This window comes from uncultured Tateyamaria sp. (genome assembly GCF_947497045.1).
Classification (GTDB): Bacteria; Pseudomonadota; Alphaproteobacteria; order Rhodobacterales; family Rhodobacteraceae; genus Tateyamaria.
Genome location: NZ_CANMEU010000003.1, coordinates 86,360 through 109,086 on the forward strand (window position 1 = coordinate 86,360; position 22,727 = coordinate 109,086).

Annotated in this window: 22 protein-coding genes; 17 read left to right on the forward strand and 5 right to left on the reverse strand. The window is 61.5% G+C overall.

Going from position 1 to position 22,727, the window contains the following annotated elements:
• The first annotated feature begins 61 nt into the window (after window positions 1–61).
• From folE2 to Q0859_RS07170, 5 genes are all read left to right on the forward strand, one after another.
• The gene (gene folE2, locus Q0859_RS07150) at window positions 62–1,165 is read left to right on the forward strand and encodes a GTP cyclohydrolase FolE2 (RefSeq protein ID WP_299149149.1); all 1,104 of its coding nucleotides are present in this window, start codon (window positions 62–64) and stop codon (window positions 1,163–1,165) included.
• A 98-nt stretch (window positions 1,166–1,263) separates the two neighbouring features.
• On the forward strand, window positions 1,264–1,647 hold the full coding sequence (locus tag Q0859_RS07155; protein ID WP_299149151.1) for a hypothetical protein: 384 nt from the start codon (window positions 1,264–1,266) through the stop codon (window positions 1,645–1,647).
• A gap of 116 nt (window positions 1,648–1,763) precedes the next feature.
• Window positions 1,764–2,003, forward strand: a complete 240-nt coding sequence (locus Q0859_RS07160; RefSeq protein ID WP_299149156.1) for a hypothetical protein — start codon at window positions 1,764–1,766, stop codon at window positions 2,001–2,003.
• 57 nt (window positions 2,004–2,060) lie between these two features.
• On the forward strand, window positions 2,061–3,509 hold the full coding sequence (locus tag Q0859_RS07165) for a TrkH family potassium uptake protein (RefSeq protein ID WP_299149158.1): 1,449 nt from the start codon (window positions 2,061–2,063) through the stop codon (window positions 3,507–3,509).
• Window positions 3,509–5,089 carry a 5-guanidino-2-oxopentanoate decarboxylase gene (locus Q0859_RS07170; protein ID WP_299149160.1) on the forward strand — a complete coding sequence of 527 codons (1,581 nt, stop codon included), beginning with the start codon at window positions 3,509–3,511 and terminating at the stop codon, window positions 5,087–5,089. The genes Q0859_RS07165 and Q0859_RS07170 overlap by 1 nt, the downstream gene beginning before the upstream one ends.
• 173 nt (window positions 5,090–5,262) lie before the next feature.
• Here the strand turns inward: Q0859_RS07170 and Q0859_RS07175 are convergent, their stop codons facing one another.
• Window positions 5,263–5,529 (reverse strand): hypothetical protein, encoded by a 267-nt coding sequence (locus Q0859_RS07175; protein ID WP_299149163.1) that lies wholly within the window; start codon window positions 5,527–5,529, stop codon window positions 5,263–5,265.
• Window positions 5,530–5,651: 122 nt separating this feature from the next.
• Window positions 5,652–7,403: a serine protease gene (locus Q0859_RS07180; protein ID WP_299149165.1), complete on the reverse strand. Its 1,752-nt coding sequence runs from the start codon at window positions 7,401–7,403 to the stop codon at window positions 5,652–5,654.
• 167 nt (window positions 7,404–7,570) lie between these two features.
• Between Q0859_RS07180 and Q0859_RS07185 the strand changes: the two genes are divergently transcribed.
• The 8 genes from Q0859_RS07185 (at window position 7,571) to glmM (ending at window position 18,018) form a co-directional block, all read left to right on the forward strand.
• Complete coding sequence (locus tag Q0859_RS07185) at window positions 7,571–8,512, forward strand: glycine--tRNA ligase subunit alpha (protein ID WP_299149167.1); 942 nt, start codon at window positions 7,571–7,573, stop codon at window positions 8,510–8,512.
• Window positions 8,509–9,024 (forward strand): DUF6446 family protein, encoded by a 516-nt coding sequence (locus Q0859_RS07190; RefSeq protein WP_299149169.1) that lies wholly within the window; start codon window positions 8,509–8,511, stop codon window positions 9,022–9,024. Before Q0859_RS07185 ends, Q0859_RS07190 begins: the two co-directional genes overlap by 4 nt.
• Complete coding sequence (glyS, locus tag Q0859_RS07195; RefSeq protein ID WP_299149171.1) at window positions 9,024–11,183, forward strand: glycine--tRNA ligase subunit beta; 2,160 nt, start codon at window positions 9,024–9,026, stop codon at window positions 11,181–11,183. The genes Q0859_RS07190 and glyS overlap by 1 nt, the downstream gene beginning before the upstream one ends.
• A gap of 137 nt (window positions 11,184–11,320) precedes the next feature.
• Window positions 11,321–13,855, forward strand: a complete 2,535-nt coding sequence (locus Q0859_RS07200; protein ID WP_299149173.1) for a putative PEP-binding protein — start codon at window positions 11,321–11,323, stop codon at window positions 13,853–13,855.
• A gap of 193 nt (window positions 13,856–14,048) precedes the next feature.
• Complete coding sequence (locus tag Q0859_RS07205; RefSeq protein WP_299149176.1) at window positions 14,049–14,657, forward strand: cell wall hydrolase; 609 nt, start codon at window positions 14,049–14,051, stop codon at window positions 14,655–14,657.
• A 107-nt stretch (window positions 14,658–14,764) separates the two neighbouring features.
• Entirely contained in the window at window positions 14,765–15,688 is a 924-nt protein-coding gene (locus Q0859_RS07210) for a dihydroneopterin aldolase (protein ID WP_299149179.1), read from the forward strand.
• 3 nt (window positions 15,689–15,691) lie between these two features.
• Complete coding sequence (gene folP / locus Q0859_RS07215; RefSeq protein WP_299149183.1) at window positions 15,692–16,675, forward strand: dihydropteroate synthase; 984 nt, start codon at window positions 15,692–15,694, stop codon at window positions 16,673–16,675.
• The gene (gene glmM, locus Q0859_RS07220; RefSeq protein ID WP_299149186.1) at window positions 16,672–18,018 is read left to right on the forward strand and encodes a phosphoglucosamine mutase; all 1,347 of its coding nucleotides are present in this window, start codon (window positions 16,672–16,674) and stop codon (window positions 18,016–18,018) included. The genes folP and glmM overlap by 4 nt, the downstream gene beginning before the upstream one ends.
• On the opposite strand, the gene Q0859_RS07225 is transcribed toward glmM, so the two are convergent.
• Complete coding sequence (locus Q0859_RS07225) at window positions 18,015–18,938, reverse strand: DMT family transporter (RefSeq protein WP_299149188.1); 924 nt, start codon at window positions 18,936–18,938, stop codon at window positions 18,015–18,017. The genes glmM and Q0859_RS07225 overlap by 4 nt on opposite strands.
• Window positions 18,928–19,275: an antibiotic biosynthesis monooxygenase gene (locus Q0859_RS07230; RefSeq protein WP_299149190.1), complete on the reverse strand. Its 348-nt coding sequence runs from the start codon at window positions 19,273–19,275 to the stop codon at window positions 18,928–18,930. The genes Q0859_RS07225 and Q0859_RS07230 overlap by 11 nt, the downstream gene beginning before the upstream one ends.
• A 153-nt stretch (window positions 19,276–19,428) precedes the next feature.
• Between Q0859_RS07230 and Q0859_RS07235 the strand changes: the two genes are divergently transcribed.
• Window positions 19,429–20,157 (forward strand): class I SAM-dependent methyltransferase, encoded by a 729-nt coding sequence (locus tag Q0859_RS07235; RefSeq protein WP_299149192.1) that lies wholly within the window; start codon window positions 19,429–19,431, stop codon window positions 20,155–20,157.
• A 71-nt stretch (window positions 20,158–20,228) separates the two neighbouring features.
• Here the strand turns inward: Q0859_RS07235 and ilvC are convergent, their stop codons facing one another.
• On the reverse strand, window positions 20,229–21,251 hold the full coding sequence (gene ilvC / locus Q0859_RS07240) for a ketol-acid reductoisomerase (protein ID WP_299149194.1): 1,023 nt from the start codon (window positions 21,249–21,251) through the stop codon (window positions 20,229–20,231).
• 130 nt (window positions 21,252–21,381) lie between these two features.
• Here ilvC and Q0859_RS07245 point away from each other — a divergent pair, with 130 nt between their 5' ends.
• Genes Q0859_RS07245 through Q0859_RS07255 form a run of 3 tightly spaced genes read left to right on the forward strand, consistent with a single transcriptional unit; the run spans window position 21,382 to window position 22,672 of the window.
• On the forward strand, window positions 21,382–21,837 hold the full coding sequence (locus tag Q0859_RS07245; RefSeq protein WP_299149195.1) for an Lrp/AsnC family transcriptional regulator: 456 nt from the start codon (window positions 21,382–21,384) through the stop codon (window positions 21,835–21,837).
• The gene (locus Q0859_RS07250; RefSeq protein WP_299149197.1) at window positions 21,834–22,292 is read left to right on the forward strand and encodes an Lrp/AsnC family transcriptional regulator; all 459 of its coding nucleotides are present in this window, start codon (window positions 21,834–21,836) and stop codon (window positions 22,290–22,292) included. The genes Q0859_RS07245 and Q0859_RS07250 overlap by 4 nt, the downstream gene beginning before the upstream one ends.
• Window positions 22,289–22,672 carry a hypothetical protein gene (locus tag Q0859_RS07255; RefSeq protein ID WP_299149199.1) on the forward strand — a complete coding sequence of 128 codons (384 nt, stop codon included), beginning with the start codon at window positions 22,289–22,291 and terminating at the stop codon, window positions 22,670–22,672. The genes Q0859_RS07250 and Q0859_RS07255 overlap by 4 nt, the downstream gene beginning before the upstream one ends.
• Window positions 22,673–22,727 lie beyond the last annotated feature (55 nt).

Here is a 22,727-nt window from a genome sequence, read left to right on the forward strand (position 1 = left end):
AAATGTGCGATGGGTCGGCCTAAATGACTGTCACACGCAAAACAAAAAGGGGGGCTACTTTATGAACATTCATACGCCCGACATGACTGCAATACCCAAACGCGATGATGCCGAAGCCGCGCTGGACACCCTGCGCAGATGGGCCAAAACCGCATCAACCACAGACATACTTGAGCTGGACCCGTCCGTGGCACGCCTTGTGCCCGGAGGTGACGCAGCAAACTATCCATCTTTCGAGCGGACCTACCCCGACGCATTCAGCGTCGATTCCGACTACAAGGACACGTTGCCCGATCTGCAAAACGGGCCCTCCAGCCTGATCCGCGGTTCCAAACAGCAAATCCAGCATGTGGGTATCTCGAACTTCCGACTGCCATTGCGGGTGCAGACCCGCTCGGGGGATGCGCTGACGCTTGAAACATCCGTGACCGGCACTGTCAGCCTTGAGGCCGACAAGAAGGGCATCAACATGTCCCGGATCATGCGGTCGTTTTACAAATACGCCGAAGAAACCTTTAGCTTTGAGGTGATCGAGGCGGCGCTGGACGATTACAAAGCGGACCTTGAGTCCTTTGATGCGCGCATTCAGATGCGTTTCAGCTTTCCCATGAAAATTGACAGCCTGCGCTCGGGCCTGTCGGGGTATCAATACTATGATATCGCGCTGGAACTGGTGGAACGGGGCGGGGTGCGCAAAAAGATCATGCACCTCGACTATGTCTATTCCTCGACCTGCCCCTGTTCGCTGGAGCTGAGCGAGCATGCACGCGCAACCCGCGGTCAACTGGCCACGCCACATTCGCAACGCTCGGTCGCGCGGGTGTCGGTTGTGCTTGATGACGACGCAAGTGTGCTGTGGTTCGAAGACGTGATCGAAGCCTGCCGCCGCGCCGTGCCGACCGAAACGCAAGTGATGGTGAAACGCGAAGACGAACAGGCCTTTGCCGAGCTGAATGCGGCCAACCCGATCTTTGTCGAGGATGCGGCCCGTCTGTTTTGCGAGCAGTTGCTGGCGGACGTGCGTGTTGGCGACTTCCGTGTGATCGCAAGCCATCAGGAAAGCCTGCACAGCCATGATGCGGTGTCGGTGCTGACCGAGGGTGACACATTCGCATGCGAAAGCATTGATCCGAAGATGTTCAGCACCCTGTTCCACGTCGGTTAGCGGCGCAGGGCGGAGGACACCTCCGCCTTACAGCATAAACGGCAAGGCGCGCCCGAGGCTCGGGTGCGCCTTCTTTGCATCCAAGGGGCTTTGCCACCATGATCCGTCCTCAATACCATTTCCGCCGCGACGCGGGGCGCGTTCTGGTCTGGAATGTCGCAAAACTGATCGCAGAACTGGGGGATGACCCACCAACGCGCGACATCCGCCTTGATCAGATCCGTGAAATCGATGAGACATATTGGTATGATTTGGAAGGTGCTGCGCCCACATGCCGGTCGATCCTGCACCACGCCCGGTTGATCGCGCAGGCCGACCTGCAATGGCCCATCTTGCTGTGTCCTGCGGGGCGGGTGATGGACGGGATGCATCGGGTGCTGAAGGCGCTGGACCTGGGGCATACACACATCGCATCGCACCGTCTGCCGCATCTGCCATCCCCCGATTTCATTGACCCGGACCCGCGCGATCTGACCTATTGACCCAAACGCCGTGCAACCCGGTTATGCAGAGCGGGCATTGGTAATTCCGGGTGCGCACTGTTACGTCTCAGCCAACGGGAGGACACATAAAACCGTTACGTTTATAAGGTATCCCAATGGCTTACATCACACACACCGCCCCCAAATCCATCACTGGTCTGCTGTCATCACTCTGGGACGGGATCACCCGCGCACTGGGCGCGCTTGGCCACTCCGTCACCTTGTCCGCCGCCGCTGAAACCCGCTTTCGCCGGATCGAGGCGTTGAATGCGAAGACGGACGCCGAACTTGCCGCGATGAACCTGCGCCGTGCTGATATTCCGGCCTATGTGTTCCGGGACCTGATGCACATCTGAACGCAACAGATCGCACGTGCTTGACACGCCGTGCGCAGCACTTCAACGCTACGCAGGATGATTGACCTGCGCCCTGTTGGATATGTGATTGGCCTTCTGGTCGCGGTGCTTGGCATTGCGATGCTGTTGCCGATGCTGGTCGATCTTGCCGAAGGACGCGGCCACTGGCCTGCATTCGCGGAAAGCGCGCTGCTGACGACACTGATCGGGACGATCATCGCGCTCAGCTGTCAGAATGGGGTGCGCGAAGGGCTGACGATCCAACAAACCTTTCTGCTGACCACCGGTGTGTGGCTTGCGCTGCCGATCTTTGGCGCGCTGCCATTCATCACCGGGGCCACCGAAGCGCGCTTTGTCGATGCGTTCTTTGAGGCGATGTCGGGGTTGACCACCACCGGGTCAACGGTGTTCACCGGACTTGACGAAATGCCCAAGGGGCTGTTGCTGTGGCGTGGTATCCTGCAATGGCTGGGCGGTATCGGGATCATTGTTGTGGCGATGGTGTTCCTGCCCGAATTGCGGGTCGGGGGGATGCAGATTTTCCGCACAGAAGCCTTTGATACCTTTGGGAAAATCCTGCCTCGCGCCACCGAAATCGCCAGCCGGATTTCGGTGATCTACGTGTCTCTCACGTTGATTTGCGCGCTGGCTTATATCTCATCCGGTATGAACGCCTTTGACGCCACGGTGCATGCGATGACAACCATCGCGACCGGGGGGTTTGCGAATTACGACGCCTCCTTTGGCGCATTGCCCCCTGCGGCCTCCTATGTGGCTGTTGTGTTCATGGTCCTTGCTGCATTGCCTTTCGTGCGGTTCGTGCAGCTGAGCGCAGGTACGGCGCAGCCGCTGATGCGGGACACCCAGATCCATGCCTTTCTGATCACGGCTGGCGTGATTGTCTGCCTGATTGCCGCCTGGAACCTGTGGCAGCAAAACGGCGCAGGCGAAGGGGCGGTGCGGGTTGCGCTGTTCAACACCGTGTCGCTGATGACGGGCACGGGGTATGCAAGCGCGGATTATATGCAGTGGGGCAGTTTCGCGGTGACGGTGCTGTTCTTCACGGGGCTGATCGGGGGCTGTGCGGGGTCGACGGCCTGTTCAATCAAGGTGTTCCGCTATCAACTGCTCTTTGCCTCGATCCGCGCGCAGATCCAGAAGACGCGCAGCCCGCACGGGATATTTACCCCGCGCTATGCGGGGCGGGCCGTCGATGAGGATGTGCTGAACTCGGTGATGTCATTCTTCATGTTTTTCACGGTGACCATGGGGTTGTTGTCTGTCGGGCTTGCGATGACGGGGCTGGATTTCATCACCTCGGTGTCCGGCGCGGCCTCGGCACTTGCCAATATCGGCCCCGGTCTGGGCGACCAAATCGGACCCGCAGGCAACTTTTCGATGCTGAACGACACCGCCAAATGGTTGTTGGCGGGGGCCATGCTGATTGGCCGCCTCGAACTCATGGCCGTCTACGTTATCTTTACCCTGCAATTCTGGAGAGCATGATGCCTCAACACCGCCCGCTTGGTGCGCAAATTTCCCATATGCTCAAGGATCGCGGGGTCGATACGATCTTTGGGATACCGGGCGTGCACAATCAGGAAATGTATCGTGGCATCGAAGAGGCGGGGATCACCCATATCCTCGCGCGCCACGAGCAGGGCGCGGGGTTCATGGCGGATGGATATGCGCGTGCCTCGGGCAAGCCGGGTGTGGCCTATGTGATCACGGGGCCGGGGTTGTGCAACATAATGACACCGATGGGGCAGGCCTATTCGGATTCGGTGCCGATGCTGGTCATCTCCAGCTGTCTGGACGAGGTCGCAGCCCGCAAGGGTCAGCTGCATCAGATGAACGATCAACGCGTCGCCGCAGCAACGGTATGTGACTGGTCGCAGGAAGCTGGCACGGCGCAGGCCGCCTACACCCTGATCGACCGTGCCTTTGGTGAGTTGGCAACAGCCCGCCCGCGCCCCAAACATATTCAGGTGCCTATCGCCGCGCTTGAGGCGACGGCACCGCCACACAGTGCCCAACCGCTTCCCCAAACGCGGCCTGCGGCCTCACAGGATGATATCGCGCAGGTCGTTGACCTGATTGAGAAATCTGAAAAACCGATATTGGTTCTTGGCGGTGGGGCAGTCGGCGCGACCGAGGTCATTCGCGCCTTGCTTGCGCGCTGGAATGCGGCTGTGTTCACCACCTATGCCGGGCGCGGGATTGTGCCGTCCTCCTATGACCACCTCTTTGGTGCCACATTGGCGCGGCCTGACAGTGCGGGGGTCATTGCACAGGCCGACCTGGTGCTTGCGATTGGCACGGAACTGGCCGAGGTTGATCTTTGGCGGGCTGAACTGGGGCATGGGGCACCGCTGATCCGGGTTGATATCGATGCGACCTCGCTCTGCGATGTGCAGGATGCAACAGTGCGACTGCGCTGCGAGGCGGCCGAGTTTGTGCGGGACCTCGACCGTCAACTCACTCCGCGAAAGACGAACTGGAGCGCTTCGGAGATCGCGGCCACGGGTGCGCGGTGGCGGGCCGAGGTCGACGCGGAGCGGCCCGGCATCGTTCCCATCTGTGACGCGCTGCGCGACTGTCTGCCGGAGCAGACGATGATCTATTCCGACATGACCCAATTCGCCTATGTCGCCAAAGAGGTGTGGGACATGGCCCATCCCGGTCACTGGCATCATCCGTTCGGGTTCGGGACTTTGGGATACGCCACACCCGCAGCCATTGGCGGTGCAGTGGCACGCAAGGGCAAACCGACCATGGCGATCATCGGGGATTACGGGTTTCACTACACCATGGCCGAACTTGGGGTGGCGGTTGAACTCAAACTGCCGTTGCCGATCATCCTGTGGGACAACGGCAAATTGGGGGAGATTGAGGATTCGATGGTGCGCGCCCAGATTGCGCCCAACGCGGTGGTTGCGCGGAATCCCGACTTCGTCAAACTGGCACAGGCCTTCGGTGCATATGCCGAAGCCCCCAAATCAGTGGCGGACATGCAAAGTGCCGTCCGCGCCGCATTTGACGCAGACGGCCCAACTCTGATCTACCTCACGTCAGACATTCTCTGATGCCTTGACTTCTTTTGACCAGAAATACCGCGGGGGAGGCCGCAGGCCGGGGGCGAAGCCCCCTAAAATAATAGGTTCCCGCCTGTGGCGGGATGGCGGAGCCCCCTAAAATGATGGGTCCCCGCCTGTGGCGGGATGGCGGAGCCCCTCGCCATGACCCAGACGCGCGGGTCCTACATCTTGGAGCCTTCCTCGCGATAGATATTGCCCCAGGTCTTGCCCGTGATGTATGCCGGGCAGCCCTTTTTGCGGGTGTTGACGATCAGGAACCACATCGTCTCGCCGGGACGGCCGGCACGGCTGTACTCACAGCCCAAGGGATGGGTCCACCACTGTCCCTGAAACGTAGCGGGCGGTTTGGCGACCGCTGCGATTGTCTGGGTGGCAGGTATGGCGAAAAACGCCGCCAAGGCGGCAGCAGATAGAATTGATTTGAACATGACACACTCCGTTCACTGATGACGTTGTCAGCGCCCCCACGCCTTGACGTCACCATGGGCGCGTGTGCGTTAACGCCGCCCTAACGACCGCCGTCTCAGTGTGCCCAATTTTAACGAATGGGTCAGTCCCAGCATCCCACCAGCACCGTCATGCCCGTGGCCGCCTGCGCCAGATCCAGTGGATCAATCGGGGCGGTGCTGTCGGTGCTGGCTGCGGCCATTCCGGCCTGTGCCAACACGTCCTGCAAGGCCGCGCTGTCGAGCGCGAAGGCCACGTCATCAGGCAAGGCACGTCCGGTGTCAGGTGCGGGCAACAGCATGCCGAACACGCCTCCGCCACTGTCCAGCACCGGACCGCCCGCATCGCCGGGCAGGGTGGTCATGGCCAGACGGGACAGCTCTTGCTCTCCGTTCAGACCACGCACATCCCCAAGGGTGCCAAACGTGATCGACGGTGCGCCCAACACGCCCTCATAGCTGTAGCCCGACATCGCCACCTCGGAGTTGAGGCGCGGGTCGCTGTCGGCAAAGGTTGCGACCGACAGCGGGGCCAAAGGTCCGTTTGGCGTCAACACAGCCACACCGCGCGCGGCATCAAACAAGGACACCTCGGCCTCGGTATCGGCGTCCAATGTGACGCGGGTGCAGCCTTCGACCGCCTCGGCGGTGGTCAGCACGGTACCGCGCCGATCCACGAAAAACCCCGAGCGCGACAGGCGGGGTTTGCGTACCTCAAGGCCAGACACCAGATCAATCGCCTGATCCTGCGACCCCGCATCCGCAGGCAGCACGCCTGCCAGCCGGACGAAGCTCTGCTCCATCTCGTCAATCAACCTTGTGCGGCGGTCCTCGTCGCCCGCGGGCCAGATCAGGGTAAATCCCTTGATTACCCCGTCTTCGAGCGCGACGCGGGTTTCGGAAATGCGGGTCGTGTCCTGTCCCACCAGCACAAAGGAGGTGTTCTTGCGCTCGCGCGGGCCATCCAGCGGTACGATGTCGAGGGTCTGCATGATGTCATAAAGGCCAAACAACGTGCTCTGATCCCCCTTTTGCGAGATCAGCAGCACTTTGGCCGTAATGTCACCCGAGGCGTCATATTGCGCAAAGGGGTATTCGTAGGTCGCAAAGCTGACGACATCTGTTGGCAGTTTGATTTCGATGCCTGCCCGTTCATCGCGCACAACCTGCACGCCCAGATCATCCAGTATGGAATTGTAATCGCCGATCAGCGCCGCCCTCTGCGCCGTGGTCAGAATCCCGGTCACATCAAAGCCCTTGCGTTCCTGCCACGCAGCCATCGCATTGCGGGTGCCGCGCCCAAAGGCACCGTCAATCGCTCCAGTATAGGTTCCCGCCCAGTTTAGGGCGACCTGCAAGGCCTCCCGCTCTGCCCGGCTGAGCAAGCGTTCGCTGCGCTGCGCCTGCGCGGGGGTTTCATCCGCAGGGGCCGGGGCCTCGACCACGGGGGCGACCTCGGTCGGTGTTTCGACAACCGGCGCGTTCGGTGTGACAGGGGCGCTTACGGCACCGCGATCCAGCACATTGGCCCCAACGGGCCAGAACTGTTGGCGAAAGCTGGATCCAAGCGCGATATAGGCGTCGCGCGGAATGACCCCCTCGGCCCGGTAAACCCGCAGCACCTGTTCGGCATCCGTGCGCTCGTAGGGGCCAAGGGCGATGCCGTACCAGCCCCCCCCAAGCGAAAACCCATTCACATCAGGCAGATCAGCCGCAAAGGCCCGCGCCCGCGCGGTGGCATCGTTGAGGTTGGGTTGTGCTTCGATCTGGATCCAGACCGTGTCATCCTGTGCCCAAGCCGCACCCGTGGTCCAGACGATCAACGCCCAAACCAGCCCTAACTTTTTAAAAAGCACCCGATATCCCCTTTGATGGTCTTTGCGCCCATTTCCGGGCGAAAGAATAGGCTGGAAACCGCCCAATGAAAATGGGGGAATACCCCCAAAAAGACACCTCGCGCGCAATTGACCTCCTCCGGGGTGGGCCGTAGGTAAGACGCGCACCGCTCAGAGGGCCAAACGCCATGTCAGACACCGCAAATACGCCCCGCTCCTTTCAGGAGATCATCCTGAGGCTGCAAACCTATTGGGCGTCCAAAGGCTGCGCGATCCTGCAACCTTACGACATGGAAGTGGGGGCCGGGACCTTTCACCCCGCCACAACCCTGCGCAGCCTTGGCACGCAGCCTTGGGCGGCGGCCTATGTGCAGCCCTCGCGGCGGCCCACCGACGGGCGCTACGGCGAGAACCCCAACCGGTTGCAGCACTACTACCAGTATCAGGTGCTGATCAAACCCAGCCCGCCCGATCTGCAAGAGCTCTATCTCGGCTCGCTCGAGGCCATCGGGGTCGACATGGCCCTGCACGATATCCGCTTTGTCGAAGACGACTGGGAAAGCCCGACGCTTGGGGCGTGGGGGTTGGGCTGGGAGGTCTGGTGTGACGGCATGGAAGTCAGCCAATTCACATATTTTCAACAGGTTGGGGGGCATGATTGCCACCCCGTCTCGGGTGAGCTGACCTATGGGTTGGAACGCCTGGCCATGTATATCCTTGGCGTTGATCACGTCATGGACATGCCCTTCAACGATCCGCAAACGGCCATCCCACTAACCTATGGCGACATCTTCAAACAGACCGAAGAGGAATACGCGCGGTGGAACTTTGACACCGCCAACACCGAGATCCTGCTGCGCCACTTTGAGGAGGCGGAGGCCGAATGTCAGGCGACCCTCTCCGCCGCACATGATGACCCCAAGACCGGCAAGCGGATCATCATGGCGCACCCGGCCTATGACCAATGCATCAAGGCCTCCCACATCTTCAACCTGCTGGACGCGCGCGGCGTGATTTCGGTGACTGAACGGCAGGCCTATATCGGGCGGGTGCGCAGCTTGGCCAAACAATGCGCCGATGCGTTCGTACAGACCCGCGCGGGCGGCTGGCAACCCGAGGACGCGGCGTGAGCGGCAAAATCATAGGGATTACCATCTTGCTTGGCTCACTCCTTGGCGGCATCGCGCTGTATTACCTGCAAGTTTACGGCTTTTACGAAGCTGTCGAGGACGCGCAGGTCGAATTGGTGTCCGTGGTGTCGGACTTGCCCGAACCCATCGCGATCAGCAGTTTTGACGCGATTGACGCCGAAAGCTCGCCGATCCGGTATCGCGCGTGTTTCACCACCGACATGTCGCTGGCCTTGCTGACCGAGACCTATGTGGGTCTTGACGATGCCACCCCGCGCAATGCGCCCAACTGGTTTGACTGCTTCGATGCCGAGGCGATTGCGGCGGAGTTGGATGCAGGCACGGCGCTCCCCTTCCTCGGGGCCAAGAACGTCGATTTCGGTGTCGACCGGATCGTGGCCATCACCGAGGACGGGCGCGGCTATGTCTGGCACGAACTCAATGATTGCGGCGAAAAAGCCTATGACGGAACCATCGTGGGCGAAGAATGCCCCAAACGGGACGCGGAATAATGCCTGACCTTCTGATCGAACTCTTCTCCGAAGAAATCCCGGCCCGGATGCAGAAACGCGCCAGCCAAGACCTGCAAAAGCTGGTCACCAACGGGCTGGTCGAGGCCGGGCTGACCTATGCCTCTGCGGCGGCCTTTTCCACGCCCCGTCGCCTGACGCTGACGGTTGAGGGGGTGCTGGCCAACTCGCCCACCACCCGCGAAGAGCGCAAAGGCCCCAAGGCCGATGCTCCTGAAAAGGCTATCGAAGGGTTCTTGCGCGGTGCGGGTCTAACCCGTGATCAAGTGCAGGAACGTGAGACACTCAAAGGCAATGTGCTGTTTGCGGTGATCGAAAAACCCGGTCGCCCGGCGGCTGAGATCATCGCCGACGTGCTCGAAACCACGGTGCGCAATTTCCCTTGGCCCAAGTCGATGCGATGGGGCAGCGGCGCGCTGAAATGGGTGCGCCCGTTGCAGTCGATCCTGTGCATCCTGACCGATGAAGCCGGGCACGCGGTTGTCCCGCTCGACATCGACGGGATCACTTCGGGCGACACCACCCACGGCCACCGCTTCATGGCCCCTGCGCAGATGTCGGTCACATCCTTTACGGACTACGAGGCGAAACTGGCCCGCGCCCGTGTGGTGCTGGACCCCGCCGCGCGCGCCGAAACCATCTGGAATGACGCCACAAACATGGCCTTCGCCAACGGGTTTGAGGTGGTCGAGGATGCAGGGCTGCTGGCAGAAGTGGCCGGACTGGTCGAATGGCCCGTGGTGCTGATGGGCAAAATCGGCAGCGATTTCCTCGACCTGCCGCCCGAGGTTCTGCAAACCTCGATGAAGGAACATCAAAAGTTCTTCTCGGTCCGCAACCCCAAGACAGGTCAGATCGAACGGTTCATAACCGTCGCCAACCGCGAAACCGCCGACAACGGCGCGACGATCCTCGCGGGCAATGAAAAGGTGCTGAGCGCGCGGCTGGCGGATGCGAAATTCTTCTGGGAAAATGACCTGCGCGTGGCCAAGGACGACATGAGCGTCTGGACGCAAGCGCTTGAGAACGTGACGTTCCACAACAAGCTGGGGAGCCAGGCGGATCGGATCGAGCGCATCGCGGCCCTTGCCCGCGAACTCGCGCCCATGGTTGGGGCAGACCCCGATATGGCCAAAGAGGCCGCGCGGCTGGCCAAAGCCGATTTGAGTTCGGAAATGGTCTATGAATTCCCGGAACTTCAAGGGCTTATGGGGCGGTATTACATTGCGGAGGCGGGCAAGGACGACGCAATCGCCGCCGCCGCGCAGGAACACTACTCGCCACTTGGCCCATCCGACGATGTGCCCACCGCGCCCGTCTCTATTGCTGTGGCGCTTGCGGATAAGCTGGACACGCTGACCGGGTTCTGGGCGATTGACGAGAAACCGACAGGCAGCAAGGACCCCTTTGCGCTGAGACGTGCGGCGTTGGGAGCCATTCGGCTGGTGCTGGATAATGACTTGCCCCTTCCACTGGATAAAGCCTTCACGAACGCCTTGTCTGTCGTGTTAAAAATAGAGGAGTGGCGCGGGGCCGCTGCACGGGAAGAGGGCGACGCCGCCAAGCATTACGCGCATCAAGTCGAAGTCGCGGAGAAGGTCATCGCGGATGTGAGGCCTAACCTCCTCGCCTTCTTCCACGACCGCCTCAAAGTCTACCTGCGCGACCAAGGCATCCGCCACGACATCATCGACGCCTGCATCGCGATGCCGAACAACGACGACCTCACCCTCCTCGTCAAACGGGCCAAAGCCCTCTCCGAAACCCTCAAGACCGACGACGGCGAAAACCTCATCCAGGGGTTCAAACGGGCGAACAACATCCTGAGTCAGGCCGAAGAGGCCGACGGGGTCGAATATTCCTACGGTGCCGATCCCAAATTCGCCGAGGACCCGGCAGAGACCGCGCTGTTCACAGCACTGGATCAGGCCGAGGTCAAAATCACCCCGGCGATGGCCGCACAGGACTTCACCACCGCCATGTCTGCGATGGCTGCCCTGCGCACCCCCATCGACGCCTTTTTCGACGCGGTGCAGATCAATACCAACAACCAGACCGTCCGGCGCAACCGTCTTAACCTGCTCAGCCGCATTCGCACGCTCTGCCTGTCGGTCGCGGACCTTGCGAAACTGGACGGTTGATCCTCCTTCATCTTGCCAAATAAACTCCGGGGGGAGGCCGCAAGGCCGGGGGGCAGCGCCCCCGAAACGCAGCGGCAAACCCCTTGTAACACGAGCCTGAAACTCTATGCTGCACAGCCGAAAGGTATGGTGCCGCAGTGCAGAATAATCCGAACACCACGCTGGTCACGCCGACCGCTCCCATCGCGACCGCGACCCATGGGGGGCGGGCGAAATGTCTGCAACGGCTTGCGCGGCTCGACTTGCCGGTACCGCCCACGGTCGCACTGTCCTTTGACGCGGTACAAAGCATCGCCAGCGGCCACCTGCCTGACATCGACGCCATTCTGCGCCAATTTCCGCAGGACGCATTGCTGTGCGTGCGCCCATCTTCGGAAGATCCCGATTGGGGTGGACCATCGGCAATCCTGAATATCGGGATGAATGACACGCGCCACGCGGTGCTGTGCGAGAGTTTGGGCACTGATCCGGCATCGGCCCTGTTCACGCGCTTTGTGCAAAGCTTTGCGGTTCACGTGGATCGGCTGGACCCCGACATGTTCGACGACATTGCAGGCGAAGGCCCCCAGGCGTTGAAACAGGCGCTGAGCGCCTATGAAAGCGAGACCGAAACGCCCTTTCCCACCACCCGCGCCGAACAACTGGCCAGCGTGCTGAAATCCATGGCACGGGCGTGGGACGGCACGTCGGCCCGGCTGTTGCGGCAGGCCAAGGGCGCGCCTGCCGATGCGGGACTGGGCCTCGTGATCCAACAGATGGCCTTTGGCATCGGGCAGGGCGAAAGCGGGTCGGGGGTACTGCAACTCGTGTCCTCCAAGACCGGCAAGCCGCAAATCACCGGCCGATATCTGCGCCAAAGCCAGGGGCGCGATGCGCTGCTTGGCGATGCGAGCCTTTACATCACGCGCGATGATCGCGGCCCCTCGCTCGAAGAGCTGGTGCCGGACTGTTTTGCGCAATTGGTCGACGATGCCCGCCTGATGCGCGCCAAATTGCGCGAAGAGATGCAGGTCGAATTCACCATCGAAAATGGGCAGTTGCACATTCTGGACGGGGTCCGCGTGGCCCGTTCGTCGCGCGCCACGGTCAGGATTGCAGTGCAACTGGCCCGTGACGGGATCATCCCGCGTCAGGACGCCCTGATGCGCGTGGAGCCGCATGCCTTGAACGAATTGTTGCACCGTCAGGTCGATCGTCACGCCAAACGCGATGTGCTGGGCACGGGCATCGCCGCCAGCCCCGGTGCTGCTACGGGGCGTCTGGTCTTTACCGCAGAAGACGCGCAAGCCAGCGCCTCGCGCGGAGAGGATTGCATCCTTGTGCGCCGCGAAACCTCGCCCGAGGATATACGGGGCATGCATGCAGCCAAGGCGGTCATCACCGAACGCGGCGGCATCACCAGCCACGCCGCGGTGATCGGGCGCGGCATAGGACTGCCATGCGTGGTGGGGATCAGCAACATCCGCTTTCAGACCCGCAAAAATGAATTGTTGACCCAGGATGGGCGGGTCGTGCGCGCGGGCGATATTGTGACGGTCGATGGGACAAACGGCACCATCCTGCTCGGCGCACCCGCCATGCAGGAAGCCGCACTTGATGACGCGTTTCAGGACCTGATGGACTGGGCCGACGCAGAACGCGATATCGGCATCCGCGCCAATGCGGACACGCCCGCAGATGCCCAGACCGCGCGCAATTTCGCGGCCCAAGGGATTGGGCTGTGCCGCACCGAACACATGTTCTTTGAGGCCGGGCGGCTGACCGTCATGCGCGAGATGATCTTTGCCGAAACCAGCGATGATCGGCGCGCCGTACTTGAGCGGCTCTTGCCGATGCAGCGCACCGACTTTGTGCAACTGTTCAATATCATGCAGGGCCAGCCGGTCTGCATCCGCCTGTTTGACCCGCCCTTGCACGAATTCCTGCCCGTCGACCGGGCCGGGCAGGGCGAACTTGCCGCCGCCCTTGATCTGCCCTTGTCGGACGTGACCCGCCGGATTGAGGCGATGATGGAATATAACCCGATGCTGGGCCTGCGCGGTGTCCGGCTTGGGGTGACGGTGCCCGAAATCTATGAAATGCAGGCCCGCGCGATCTTTCAGGCCACGGTCTTTGCCAGCCAGGATGGCACTCCGGTCGAACCCGAGATTATGATCCCGCTTGTCAGTGCCAAACGCGAGGTCGAGTTGGTGCGCAGTCGGGTCGATGCGATCGCGGCAGCGGTGGCGGCGGAAACCGGGGTGGATTTCACTTATCGGCTTGGTGTGATGGTGGAAACGCCGCGTGCTGCGCTGCGAGCGGGTGACATTGCCGAACATGCCAGCTTTCTCAGCTTTGGGACCAACGACCTGACCCAGATGACCTATGGGTTGTCGCGCGACGATGCGGGTCGTTTCATGTCCGACTATGTGCGTCAGGAGGTCTTTGTGGAGGACCCGTTCCACACGCTCGATATCGACGGGGTGGGGGAGTTGTTGCAGCTTGGATCGGCGCGGGGCCGCAATGCGCGCCCCGACATCACCCTGTCGCTTTGCGGCGAACATGGGGGGAATCCCGAATCAATCGCGTTCTGTCGCAGCGCGGGCTTTGACTATGTCTCATGCTCTCCCTTTCGCGTTCCGGTGGCACGTTTGGCCGCGGCCCAGCTCGCTATCGCTGACAAGATCGGGTAGGAGCGGGCAATACTTCCGCAGTATTTCGCAGAACCTACTATATCCTGACACGCCGCGCATGGCGGGTATGTGCCGATAAGTGTGAGCAAAACTGGACGTTTACCTGAATTCTCTCTAGACGGCCCCGCATTGAATAAGCCTTGGGGGTTTTCACATGCGTTCTTTGATCACGGTCGTTTTGGCCGCAACTTTGATGTCTGCCACAATTGTATCGGCGGCGGACGAGGCACCCAATGCGGCCACGACCGAAGCCCTGCGAAAGGCCGAGGCACGGGGACTGAGCACGGTGCCTGCACAACGCTGGAGCGGTCTGCTGAGCGCGCCTGAAGGTGCTGAAACATCCGGTGTCGAGTTTGCCCGCCACTGGCTGGATGCCCAACCCAAAGCAAGCGGCGATGCGCATTGGCGCTGCCTGGCGGAGGCGCTTTATTTTGAGGCGCGCGGCGAGACGGTCAAAGGGCAGTTCGCAGTGGCTGAGGTGATTATGAACCGCGTGAAAAGCACCCGTTTTCCCGGCAGTGTCTGCGGTGTGATCAATCAGGGGACCGGGCGCAAGTATCAGTGCCAGTTCACCTATACCTGCGATGGCAATTCCGAGGCGATCAACGAACCCCGCGCCTGGGACCGGGTCGCCAAGGTTGCCCGCGCGATGCTGGATGGCCGCGCCCCTGCGCTGACGAATGGTGCCACGCATTATCACACCACGGCGGTGAACCCGCGTTGGGCCCGCGTCTATACCAGGACCGCGGCCATTGGTGTGCATCTGTTTTACCGCCACACCTACCGGACTGCCTCGAACTAGGGCGATCTGACGCTTTCGGATCAAGGGGCGGCGTCTTTGCCCCTGTTGCCCGGATCATGCGGGCGTTACAACGCGGATGCTGATCCCTGTTGCAAAGGCCACATCTCATGGCGTCCGAAATCCGTCTTGCCTTCTCCCACCCCTCCGAGCGGTCCGAGGCGACCGCCACGGATGCGCCGCTGGACCGTATTTCGGTGCGCGACCACACGGTCGACGTCGAGATTGGGGCCTTTCAGGCGGAACGCGGGGTCACGCAGCGCATTTCCTTCAATGTCGTGGTCGAGGTCCGCCCGCTGACCGGCCCCATCGACGATGATGTGGACCGCATCCTCAGCTATGATAAAGTGACCGAGGCCATTGCCTATGAGTTGGCGGATGAGCGGTTGAACCTGCTGGAAACCGTGGCCGAGCGGGTCGCAGATCGCATTCTGCTGGAACCTCAGGCCGTGCGCGCCTTTGTGCGTGTGGAAAAACTGGATCGCGGCCCCGGTGCGCTTGGCGTCGAGATCGTGCGCAGCCGTGATCATGTGAAACCCGCCGAGGCGCTGATCGAAGAGGTGATGCATCCCGAGCTGGTGTATCTGTCCAATGCGGCCATCGCATCGCCCTTTCTGAAGGGCTGGATTGACCAGCTTGAGGCCTTGGGCCGCCCCTTGATTTGCTGCGTGGGGCCTGCGGATGTCGCGGCACCTCAGGCCAGTCACCCGCTGGCCCAACGCCGCATTGACCTGCTGGCAATTGAACAAAACGCATGGGTGCTGGCGGGGTGCGACGCGCGTTGCAAGGTGGTGGACACCCGCACCGAACTCGACTGGGCGATGCGCAACGGGCAGATTTGCGTCTGGGCCCCGTCCAAGATTGTGCTCGATGCTGTGGATGGCCCGTCGGCCAAGGGGGCGGATGCCGTCGCGCTTGCCTCGTGGTTTGCCGCCACCTTCGATGCGCGCGAGATGCTGGTAATTGGCGAAGATGGGCCCACCGACGCGCCCGTTGCGTTGCGCTCGGTGCCAGTGACCCAAGCCGAGTTATAAGCGATGCGCTATGTGCGCCCGTTGATGCAGGTTGGCCCGACCCGGCCAGACGGGGCTATCCGTTGCGGTTGGTGCTGGTTCACCCACGCTGAAATCCTGTCGCGCGATACGGAGTCGCATGTGGTTGCCGTATCAGATCTGTCTGATGAGGAAGCCGCGCGGTTCGCAGGCCCGTGGGAGGCCCCGCAGATCATGGGTATCCTCAACACCACCCCCGACAGCTTTTCGGATGGGGGCGTACATGACACGCTGCAAGCGGCGGTTGCCCATGGCCAGTCGCTGATTGCCGCCGGGGCGGACATCCTTGATATCGGCGGCGAATCCACGCGCCCCGGCGCGGCAGAGGTGCCTGTGGAAGATGAGATCGCCCGCACCGCGCCCGTCATCGTCGCGTTGCGCAGCGCCGGGGTGCGCACGCCAATTTCGATTGACACGCGCAAAGCCAAGGTCGCCGAGGCAGCACTGGAGGCGGGTGCGGACATCGTCAACGACGTATCGGGCTTCACCTTTGATGCAGACCTTGCATCGCTATGTGCGCAGCGGAATGCGCCGGTCTGCGTGATGCACGCTCAGGGCGATCCGCAGACGATGCAGACCGACCCGATATACGACAACGTCCTGTTGGACGTCTACGACTACCTCGCGCAGCGGATCGCAATCCTTGTGGCCCAAGGTATCCCGCGCGCGCATATCACCGCAGATCCCGGCATCGGCTTTGGCAAGACGCTGGATCACAATCTGACCCTGCTCAGCCGGATCAGCCTGTTTCACGGGCTTGGGGTGCCGATCCTGCTTGGAGCCTCGCGCAAGCGGTTCATCGGCACGCTTGGGAACGTGCCCGAGGCGAAGGATCGCGGCCCCGGATCCGTCGGGGTGGCGCTGGCGGCCATCGCGCAAGGGGTGCAGATCATCCGGGCGCATGATGTGGCCGATCACGTACAGGCCATTGCGCTATGGCGCGCCTCTGTGGCACATCCCTCCGCATGAGCAAGTTATTTGGTACCGATGGCGTGCGCGGCACGGCCAACATCTCTCCGATGACCGCTGAAATGGCCCTGCGCATTGGCGCGGCCGTGGGGCGCTATTTCCGCCGCGACGGGGACAGCGTCCACCGGGTCGTGATCGGCAAGGACACGCGCCTTTCGGGGTATATGTTTGAAAACGCGCTGACGGCGGGCCTGACGAGCATGGGCATGAACGTGCTGTTGCTGGGGCCGGTGCCGACCCCTGCGGTCGGACTGCTTACGCGCTCGATGCGCGCCGATCTGGGCGTGATGATTTCGGCCAGCCATAATCACGCCCATGACAACGGGATCAAGTTCTTTGGCCCCGATGGGTTCAAGCTCAGCGATGCGGTCGAGGCCGAGATCGAAGCGCTGGTGGTCGATGGGGTCGATGCGGTGCCTGCGGGCGAGATCGGGCGCGCCAAGCGGATTGACGACGGGCGGTTCCGCTATGTGGAGCGGGTGAAATCCTCGTTCCCACGCCAGTTGCGCCTTGATGGGCTTAAAGTGGTCGTGGACTGCGCCAACGGGGCCGCGCACCGCGTCGCACCGGAAGCGCTGTGGGAGCTTGGGGCTACCGTGATCCCGGTGGGTACGGCACCAAACGGGCACAATATCAACGATGGATGCGGATCAACGGCCCCCCAGACCGCTGCCGAGGCGGTCGTGGCACATGGCGCGGATGTGGGCATTTGCCTTGATGGTGATGCGGATCGCGTGATCTTGCTGGATGAAAAGGGCGGCATCGGTAACGGGGATCAGTTCATGGGGCTGATGGCCGCACGGTGGGCGGCCGAGGGGCGGCTGAAAGGCAACGCGCTTGTGGCCACCGTCATGTCCAACCTCGGGCTTGAGCGGTTCTTGCAAGGGCACGGCGTCGGGCTGGAACGTACTGGGGTCGGGGATCGCTATGTGGTCGAACGGATGCGCAGCGGTGGCTTCAACCTTGGGGGCGAACAGTCCGGGCACATCGTGATGACCGATTATGCCACCACTGGCGACGGGCTGATGGCGGGCCTTCAATTCCTGAGTGAGTTGATCGAGACCGGCAAGAAGGCTAGCGAAGTGCTGCATGTCTTTGACCCGGTGCCGCAACTGCTCAAGAACGTGCGCTTTGCCGCCGGGCAGACCCCGCTTGAGGCAGGCAGCGTGAAGGTCGCGATCGCGGATGCCGAGGCGCAGTTGCAGGGCAATGGTCGCCTGCTGATCCGCAAATCGGGCACCGAGCCGTTGATCCGGGTGATGGCCGAAAGCGAGGACGAGGCGGTGCTGAATGCCAGCGTCGATCAGATCGTGGCCGCGGTCGAAGAGGCGGTCGCGAGCTAACCCGCCCGCCCGAACAAGCGCCGTAGCGCCCCATACTGGCTCAAGCCCACCCCGATCAGGATCAGTGCCATCGCGCTGAGCAGGCTTGGCGGGAGCGGTTCGTTCAACAACCACGCCCCCAGCAACACAGACCACAGCGGCACTTGATAATTGGTGATCGACATGAACACCGGACCGGCACTGCGGATGACGAGCACGCGCAGCATGTTGGCCGCCGCTGTCGGGATCAGGCCCAAACAGGCAATGACCACAAGGGTTTGGGTGTCGGGCAGGGATGGCCAGCCTTCGATAATCAGGGCCAGTGGTACGGTGATGCACGCTGCGATCAAAAGCAGCACGGTGGACAACCCGATAGGGTCCACCGCAGGCAGGCGGCGCATCAGGATCGAACTGATCCCGTAACAGCACGCCGCTGACACACAGGCCAACCGGCCCGCGGTCTCCAATGCCTGCCCGGAACTCTCAAACGCCTGCCCGCCGATCAGGATACACACACCCACAAAGCCGATGACAAAGCCAAAGGTCCGCCGCCATGTCATCCGCTCGCCCGGCACCAGAAAATGGGCCAGCGGCAGGACGATCAACGCGACCGAGGCCATGGACACGCCCGCAAAACCGCCCGTCGTGTATTGCTGACCCCAAGCCAGCAGCATGAAGGGGATCGCGGTGCTGAACCCCCCGATTGCGGCAAGGGCAATGCGCGCATCGCGGGGCGGCGGAGCGGCGAACAGGCGGAAACCCAACGCGCCCCAGATCGCGACCATCAGAACGGCAGCAAAGCCGATACGCCCCGCCGCCAGCCAGAACGGGGTGATGCCGCGCAAGGCGATTTCGGTGACAAGGAAGGTTGCGCCCCAGGTCAATCCAAGGGTCGCAACCATCAGCCAACTGCGCCACGTGATGTTGGGGCTATCGGTCATGCAGCGCCTTGCTGTCGGCGGGGGCCTCGTCCCGCTCAAGCATGCCGTAGTCGCGGATCACACCGGCCACCCGCAGGCGGTAATTGTCAAAATGGATGTCGCGGCCCGCGCCTTGGGCATCGCGGTGTTCGGGCAGCTTGCGCCAGTGTTCAAGGGCGGCTTCGTCCTCCCAAAAAGACAGGGACAGCAGCTTGCCCGGCTCCATCAGGCTCTCGTAGCGTTCAACCGAGATGAAGCCGGGGATATCCGCCAGATGCGCTTTCAGGTCAGCGGCACGGGCCAGATAGGGGGCGCGGTGCCCTTCTTTGGGCCAGGCTTCGAAGATGACGGCAATCATGGGGCGGGTCCTTCTTGTTCTGAGCCTGAGGGAGCGTATTTGCGGATCGGTGGCCAGTTGTCCATACAGTTCGGACGCGCGCACACATGGATTCTGTGCTTGCACTTCAGTAGGTAGGACGCCCAAAGAGCGCTTAAAGAGGGTGTCAGTCCGATGAATGATGATGGCTACTTTGATGACGCTGTAGCGGCGCGTTATGATGACATCCACGGCGGCACGGACCCGGCGGTGATTGCCCAAACGGTGGGCTGCCTTTTGACGCTTGCCGAGGGTGGGGACATTTTGGAATTCGCGGTTGGCACCGGACGGATCGCGCTGTCTTTGATCGACGGCGGGGCTAGTGTCAAAGGCATCGAACTGTCAAAGCCCATGTTGGAAAAGCTGCGGGAAAAAGAAACCCGCGCACCCATGGATGTCGCCATTGGTGACATGACATCCACGCGTGTCGAAGGCGCGTTTTCGCTGGTTTTTCTCGTGTTCAACACATTGGACAATGTGACGACGCAAGCCGGACAGGTTGCATGTTTTGAAAACGCGGCGCGCCATCTGGTATCTGGCGGGCGGTTTGTTGTCGAAACTCAGGTGCCGCCCGTGCAAAAAATCCCGTTTGGTGAATTCCGGCATGCGTTTGCAAGCAGTGATCAACATTTTGGCGTGGACGAGATCGATATTGCCGACCAGACCTACACATCGAACCATGTCTGGATGGCGCATGGTCAGCATACCCACCTGTCCATTCCGTTTCGGTACGCATGGCCATCCGAGCTGGACCTGATGGCGCAGATCGCCGGTTTAGCGCTGGAACATCGGTGGTCTGACTGGGACCGGGCGCCGTTCGACCGGATGAGCACCAAGCATATATCCGTGTGGCGTAAACCCTAGGGACACGGCCGGTAGGGCTGCAAAAAAAACGGAGCGCTGCAAGAGCGCTCCGTTGATCGGGTTGTGTTTGATCAGTTCTTGGCCTTGTCGACCATTTTGCCAGCCGAAATCCAAGGCATCATGCCACGCAGGGTTTCGCCTGTGGCTTCGATCTGGTGTTCGTCGTTGATGCGACGGGTGCCTTTGAAGAATGGTTGGCCGACAGCATTTTCCGCCATGAAATCGCGCACGAACTTGCCGGTCTGGATGTCGGTCAGGATCGCTTTCATCCGCGCCTTGGTCTCATCATAGGGCAACACGCGCGGGCCGGAGACGTATTCGCCATATTCCGCCGTGTTCGAGATCGAATAGTTCATGTTGGCGATGCCGCCCTCATAGATCAGATCGACAATCAGCTTCACCTCATGCAGGCACTCGAAATAGGCCATCTCGGGGGCATAACCTGCCTCGACCAACGTCTCGAAACCCATGCGGATCAGCTCAACCAGACCGCCGCACAGTACGGCCTGTTCGCCGAACAGATCGGTTTCGCATTCTTCGCGGAAGTTCGTTTCGATGATGCCCGAGCGCCCGCCACCGATGGCCGAGCAATAGGACAGACCGATTTCGAGCGCGCGACCGGATGCGTCCTTGTCCACGGCCACAAGGCAGGGCACGCCGCCGCCTTTGACATATTCACCGCGCACCGTGTGGCCGGGGCCTTTGGGGGCCATCATCACGACGTCGATGCCCTCTTTGGGTTCGATCAGGCCGAAGTGGACGTTCAGACCGTGGGCGAACGCAATGGCCGCGCCTTCGCGGATGTTGTCGTGCACGTATTTCTTGTAGGTTTCGGCCTGTAGCTCATCGGGCATGGTGAACATGATCAGGTCGGCCCAGGCTGCCGCTTCGGCGATGCCCATGGTCTTGAGACCTTCGCCTTCGGCCTTGGCGATGGACGCCGAGCCTTCGCGCAGGGCGACAACCACATTCTTTGCGCCGCTGTCGCGCAGATTCAGCGCGTGGGCGTGGCCTTGGGAGCCATAGCCAAGAATGGCCACGTTCATGTCTTTGATCAGGTTAATGTCGCAATCGCGGTCGTAATATACGCGCATGATGATGTCCTCTGGTTGATGTCTGGGGGCGTTATACGCAGCTGTTGTCCGCTCTGCACGGTTGCTTTTCGAGTATTTTGGAGCAATGAGGGATTGATCATTCATTGTTCTCCAAATATGCAAAAAAATCATGCTTGATGATATAGACAGACGTATCCTGCGGCAGTGGCAAGCTGATCCAAGTCTGGCCCCGGCGGAACTGGCCGAGCGCGCGCGCGTCAGTGTGGGCCAGTTGGGTCGCCGCCAGGTCCGCTTGCGCGAAGCAGGCGTTGTGCATGGCGTGCAGGCACGCATCGACTGGGCCGCTTTGGGCTATGCAGTCGAGGTGTCATTGCGGGTGACCCTGGACAAGACCCAAGCGCGCGCCTTTGACGACTTTATTGCCGCGGCCCGGGATGTCCCGGAAGTGATCGAAATCCAGACCTTTCTGGGCCGTGTCGATGTGCGCCTGTCGGTGATTGCCCGCGATATGGCACATTATCAGCACCTTTATCGCAGCCGCATCCTTACTCTGCCCCATATCGCCGACATCGAGGCGCTGATGCATGTGGCACGTATCAAAAGCGATGAGGCGATGCCGTTATGAGCGATCTGGACGCCACTGATTTTGCGATCCTTGCCCTGCTGGCGGAGGACGCGACCCAAGGGGCGGGGGCGATTGGGCGGGCCTGCGGGTTGTCGCAGCCCTCGGCATGGCGGCGTATAAAGCGGTTGCGGCAAAGTGGTGCGATTGCAGGGCAACGGCTGGTTCTGGATGCGGCCAAGCTGGGCTTTGGCGTCACCGTCTTTCTGGGGGTGAAACTGGCCAAAAAGGGGCGCGTCAGCCTTGAGGATTTCGAACGCGCGGTCAGTGCCATTCCCGAGGTGCAGACGGTCGAACACGTGCTGGGCCTTTATGACTATCGCCTGCGGGTCGTGGCGCGCGATCTGCCCGATTTTGAGCGGGTCTTGCGCCGCCGTATTATGACCTTACCTGGCGCGGGTGAGGTCGAGGCCAATGTTTTGCTCAGCGAAGAGCGTCGCCCCGGACCGCTGGCATGACGACGGGTCTGAGCCCGCGCGAACAGGTCTGGGTGGCGATGTCGCAGATGTTCCTCGATTCCGACCTCGCCAATATGCTGGACGCCCCGGCGCGCGTGCTTGCCGCGTCACCATTCGATCTGGAAGACCTCGACCGCATCCTGTTGCACGAGGTCTATCCGGTGTGCGGCTGGAACCTTTACGCGCCGGCAGGCAACTGGACCGGCTTTGATGTGGCGGACCTTGTCGCCAGGATCTCGGCACAAAAGGCAGGTCGCACCCCGCTGCTGTGGCTGTGGATGCCTGTACGCCGTCGCAACATGCGTGCGATGTTGCCCCAATGGCCTGAAATGCGGCGGCGGGTGGCGGCATTGCGCGACCCGGATTGTATGCCGAAGTAGGCTTTGCCGAGAACTGCGCGGGGCTGTATGAATGTCCAACTGATGAAAGGACATC

Coding starts and splice junctions, on each gene's coding strand:
- Q0859_RS07255 (WP_299149199.1), top strand. CDS start 22,289: ATGACGACGGGTCTGAGCCCGCGCGAACAGGTCTGGGTGGCGATGTCG.
- folE2 (WP_299149149.1), top strand. CDS start 62: ATGAACATTCATACGCCCGACATGACTGCAATACCCAAACGCGATGAT.
- Q0859_RS07165 (WP_299149158.1), top strand. CDS start 2,061: ATGATTGACCTGCGCCCTGTTGGATATGTGATTGGCCTTCTGGTCGCG.
- glmM (WP_299149186.1), top strand. CDS start 16,672: ATGAGCAAGTTATTTGGTACCGATGGCGTGCGCGGCACGGCCAACATC.
- Q0859_RS07250 (WP_299149197.1), top strand. CDS start 21,834: ATGAGCGATCTGGACGCCACTGATTTTGCGATCCTTGCCCTGCTGGCG.
- ilvC (WP_299149194.1), bottom strand. CDS start 21,251: ATGCGCGTATATTACGACCGCGATTGCGACATTAACCTGATCAAAGAC.
- Q0859_RS07170 (WP_299149160.1), top strand. CDS start 3,509: ATGCCTCAACACCGCCCGCTTGGTGCGCAAATTTCCCATATGCTCAAG.
- Q0859_RS07205 (WP_299149176.1), top strand. CDS start 14,049: ATGTCTGCCACAATTGTATCGGCGGCGGACGAGGCACCCAATGCGGCC.
- Q0859_RS07155 (WP_299149151.1), top strand. CDS start 1,264: ATGATCCGTCCTCAATACCATTTCCGCCGCGACGCGGGGCGCGTTCTG.
- Q0859_RS07230 (WP_299149190.1), bottom strand. CDS start 19,275: ATGATTGCCGTCATCTTCGAAGCCTGGCCCAAAGAAGGGCACCGCGCC.
- Q0859_RS07160 (WP_299149156.1), top strand. CDS start 1,764: ATGGCTTACATCACACACACCGCCCCCAAATCCATCACTGGTCTGCTG.
- folP (WP_299149183.1), top strand. CDS start 15,692: ATGCGCTATGTGCGCCCGTTGATGCAGGTTGGCCCGACCCGGCCAGAC.
- Q0859_RS07210 (WP_299149179.1), top strand. CDS start 14,765: ATGGCGTCCGAAATCCGTCTTGCCTTCTCCCACCCCTCCGAGCGGTCC.
- Q0859_RS07225 (WP_299149188.1), bottom strand. CDS start 18,938: ATGACCGATAGCCCCAACATCACGTGGCGCAGTTGGCTGATGGTTGCG.
- glyS (WP_299149171.1), top strand. CDS start 9,024: ATGCCTGACCTTCTGATCGAACTCTTCTCCGAAGAAATCCCGGCCCGG.
- Q0859_RS07175 (WP_299149163.1), bottom strand. CDS start 5,529: ATGTTCAAATCAATTCTATCTGCTGCCGCCTTGGCGGCGTTTTTCGCC.
- Q0859_RS07185 (WP_299149167.1), top strand. CDS start 7,571: ATGTCAGACACCGCAAATACGCCCCGCTCCTTTCAGGAGATCATCCTG.
- Q0859_RS07245 (WP_299149195.1), top strand. CDS start 21,382: ATGCTTGATGATATAGACAGACGTATCCTGCGGCAGTGGCAAGCTGAT.
- Q0859_RS07235 (WP_299149192.1), top strand. CDS start 19,429: ATGAATGATGATGGCTACTTTGATGACGCTGTAGCGGCGCGTTATGAT.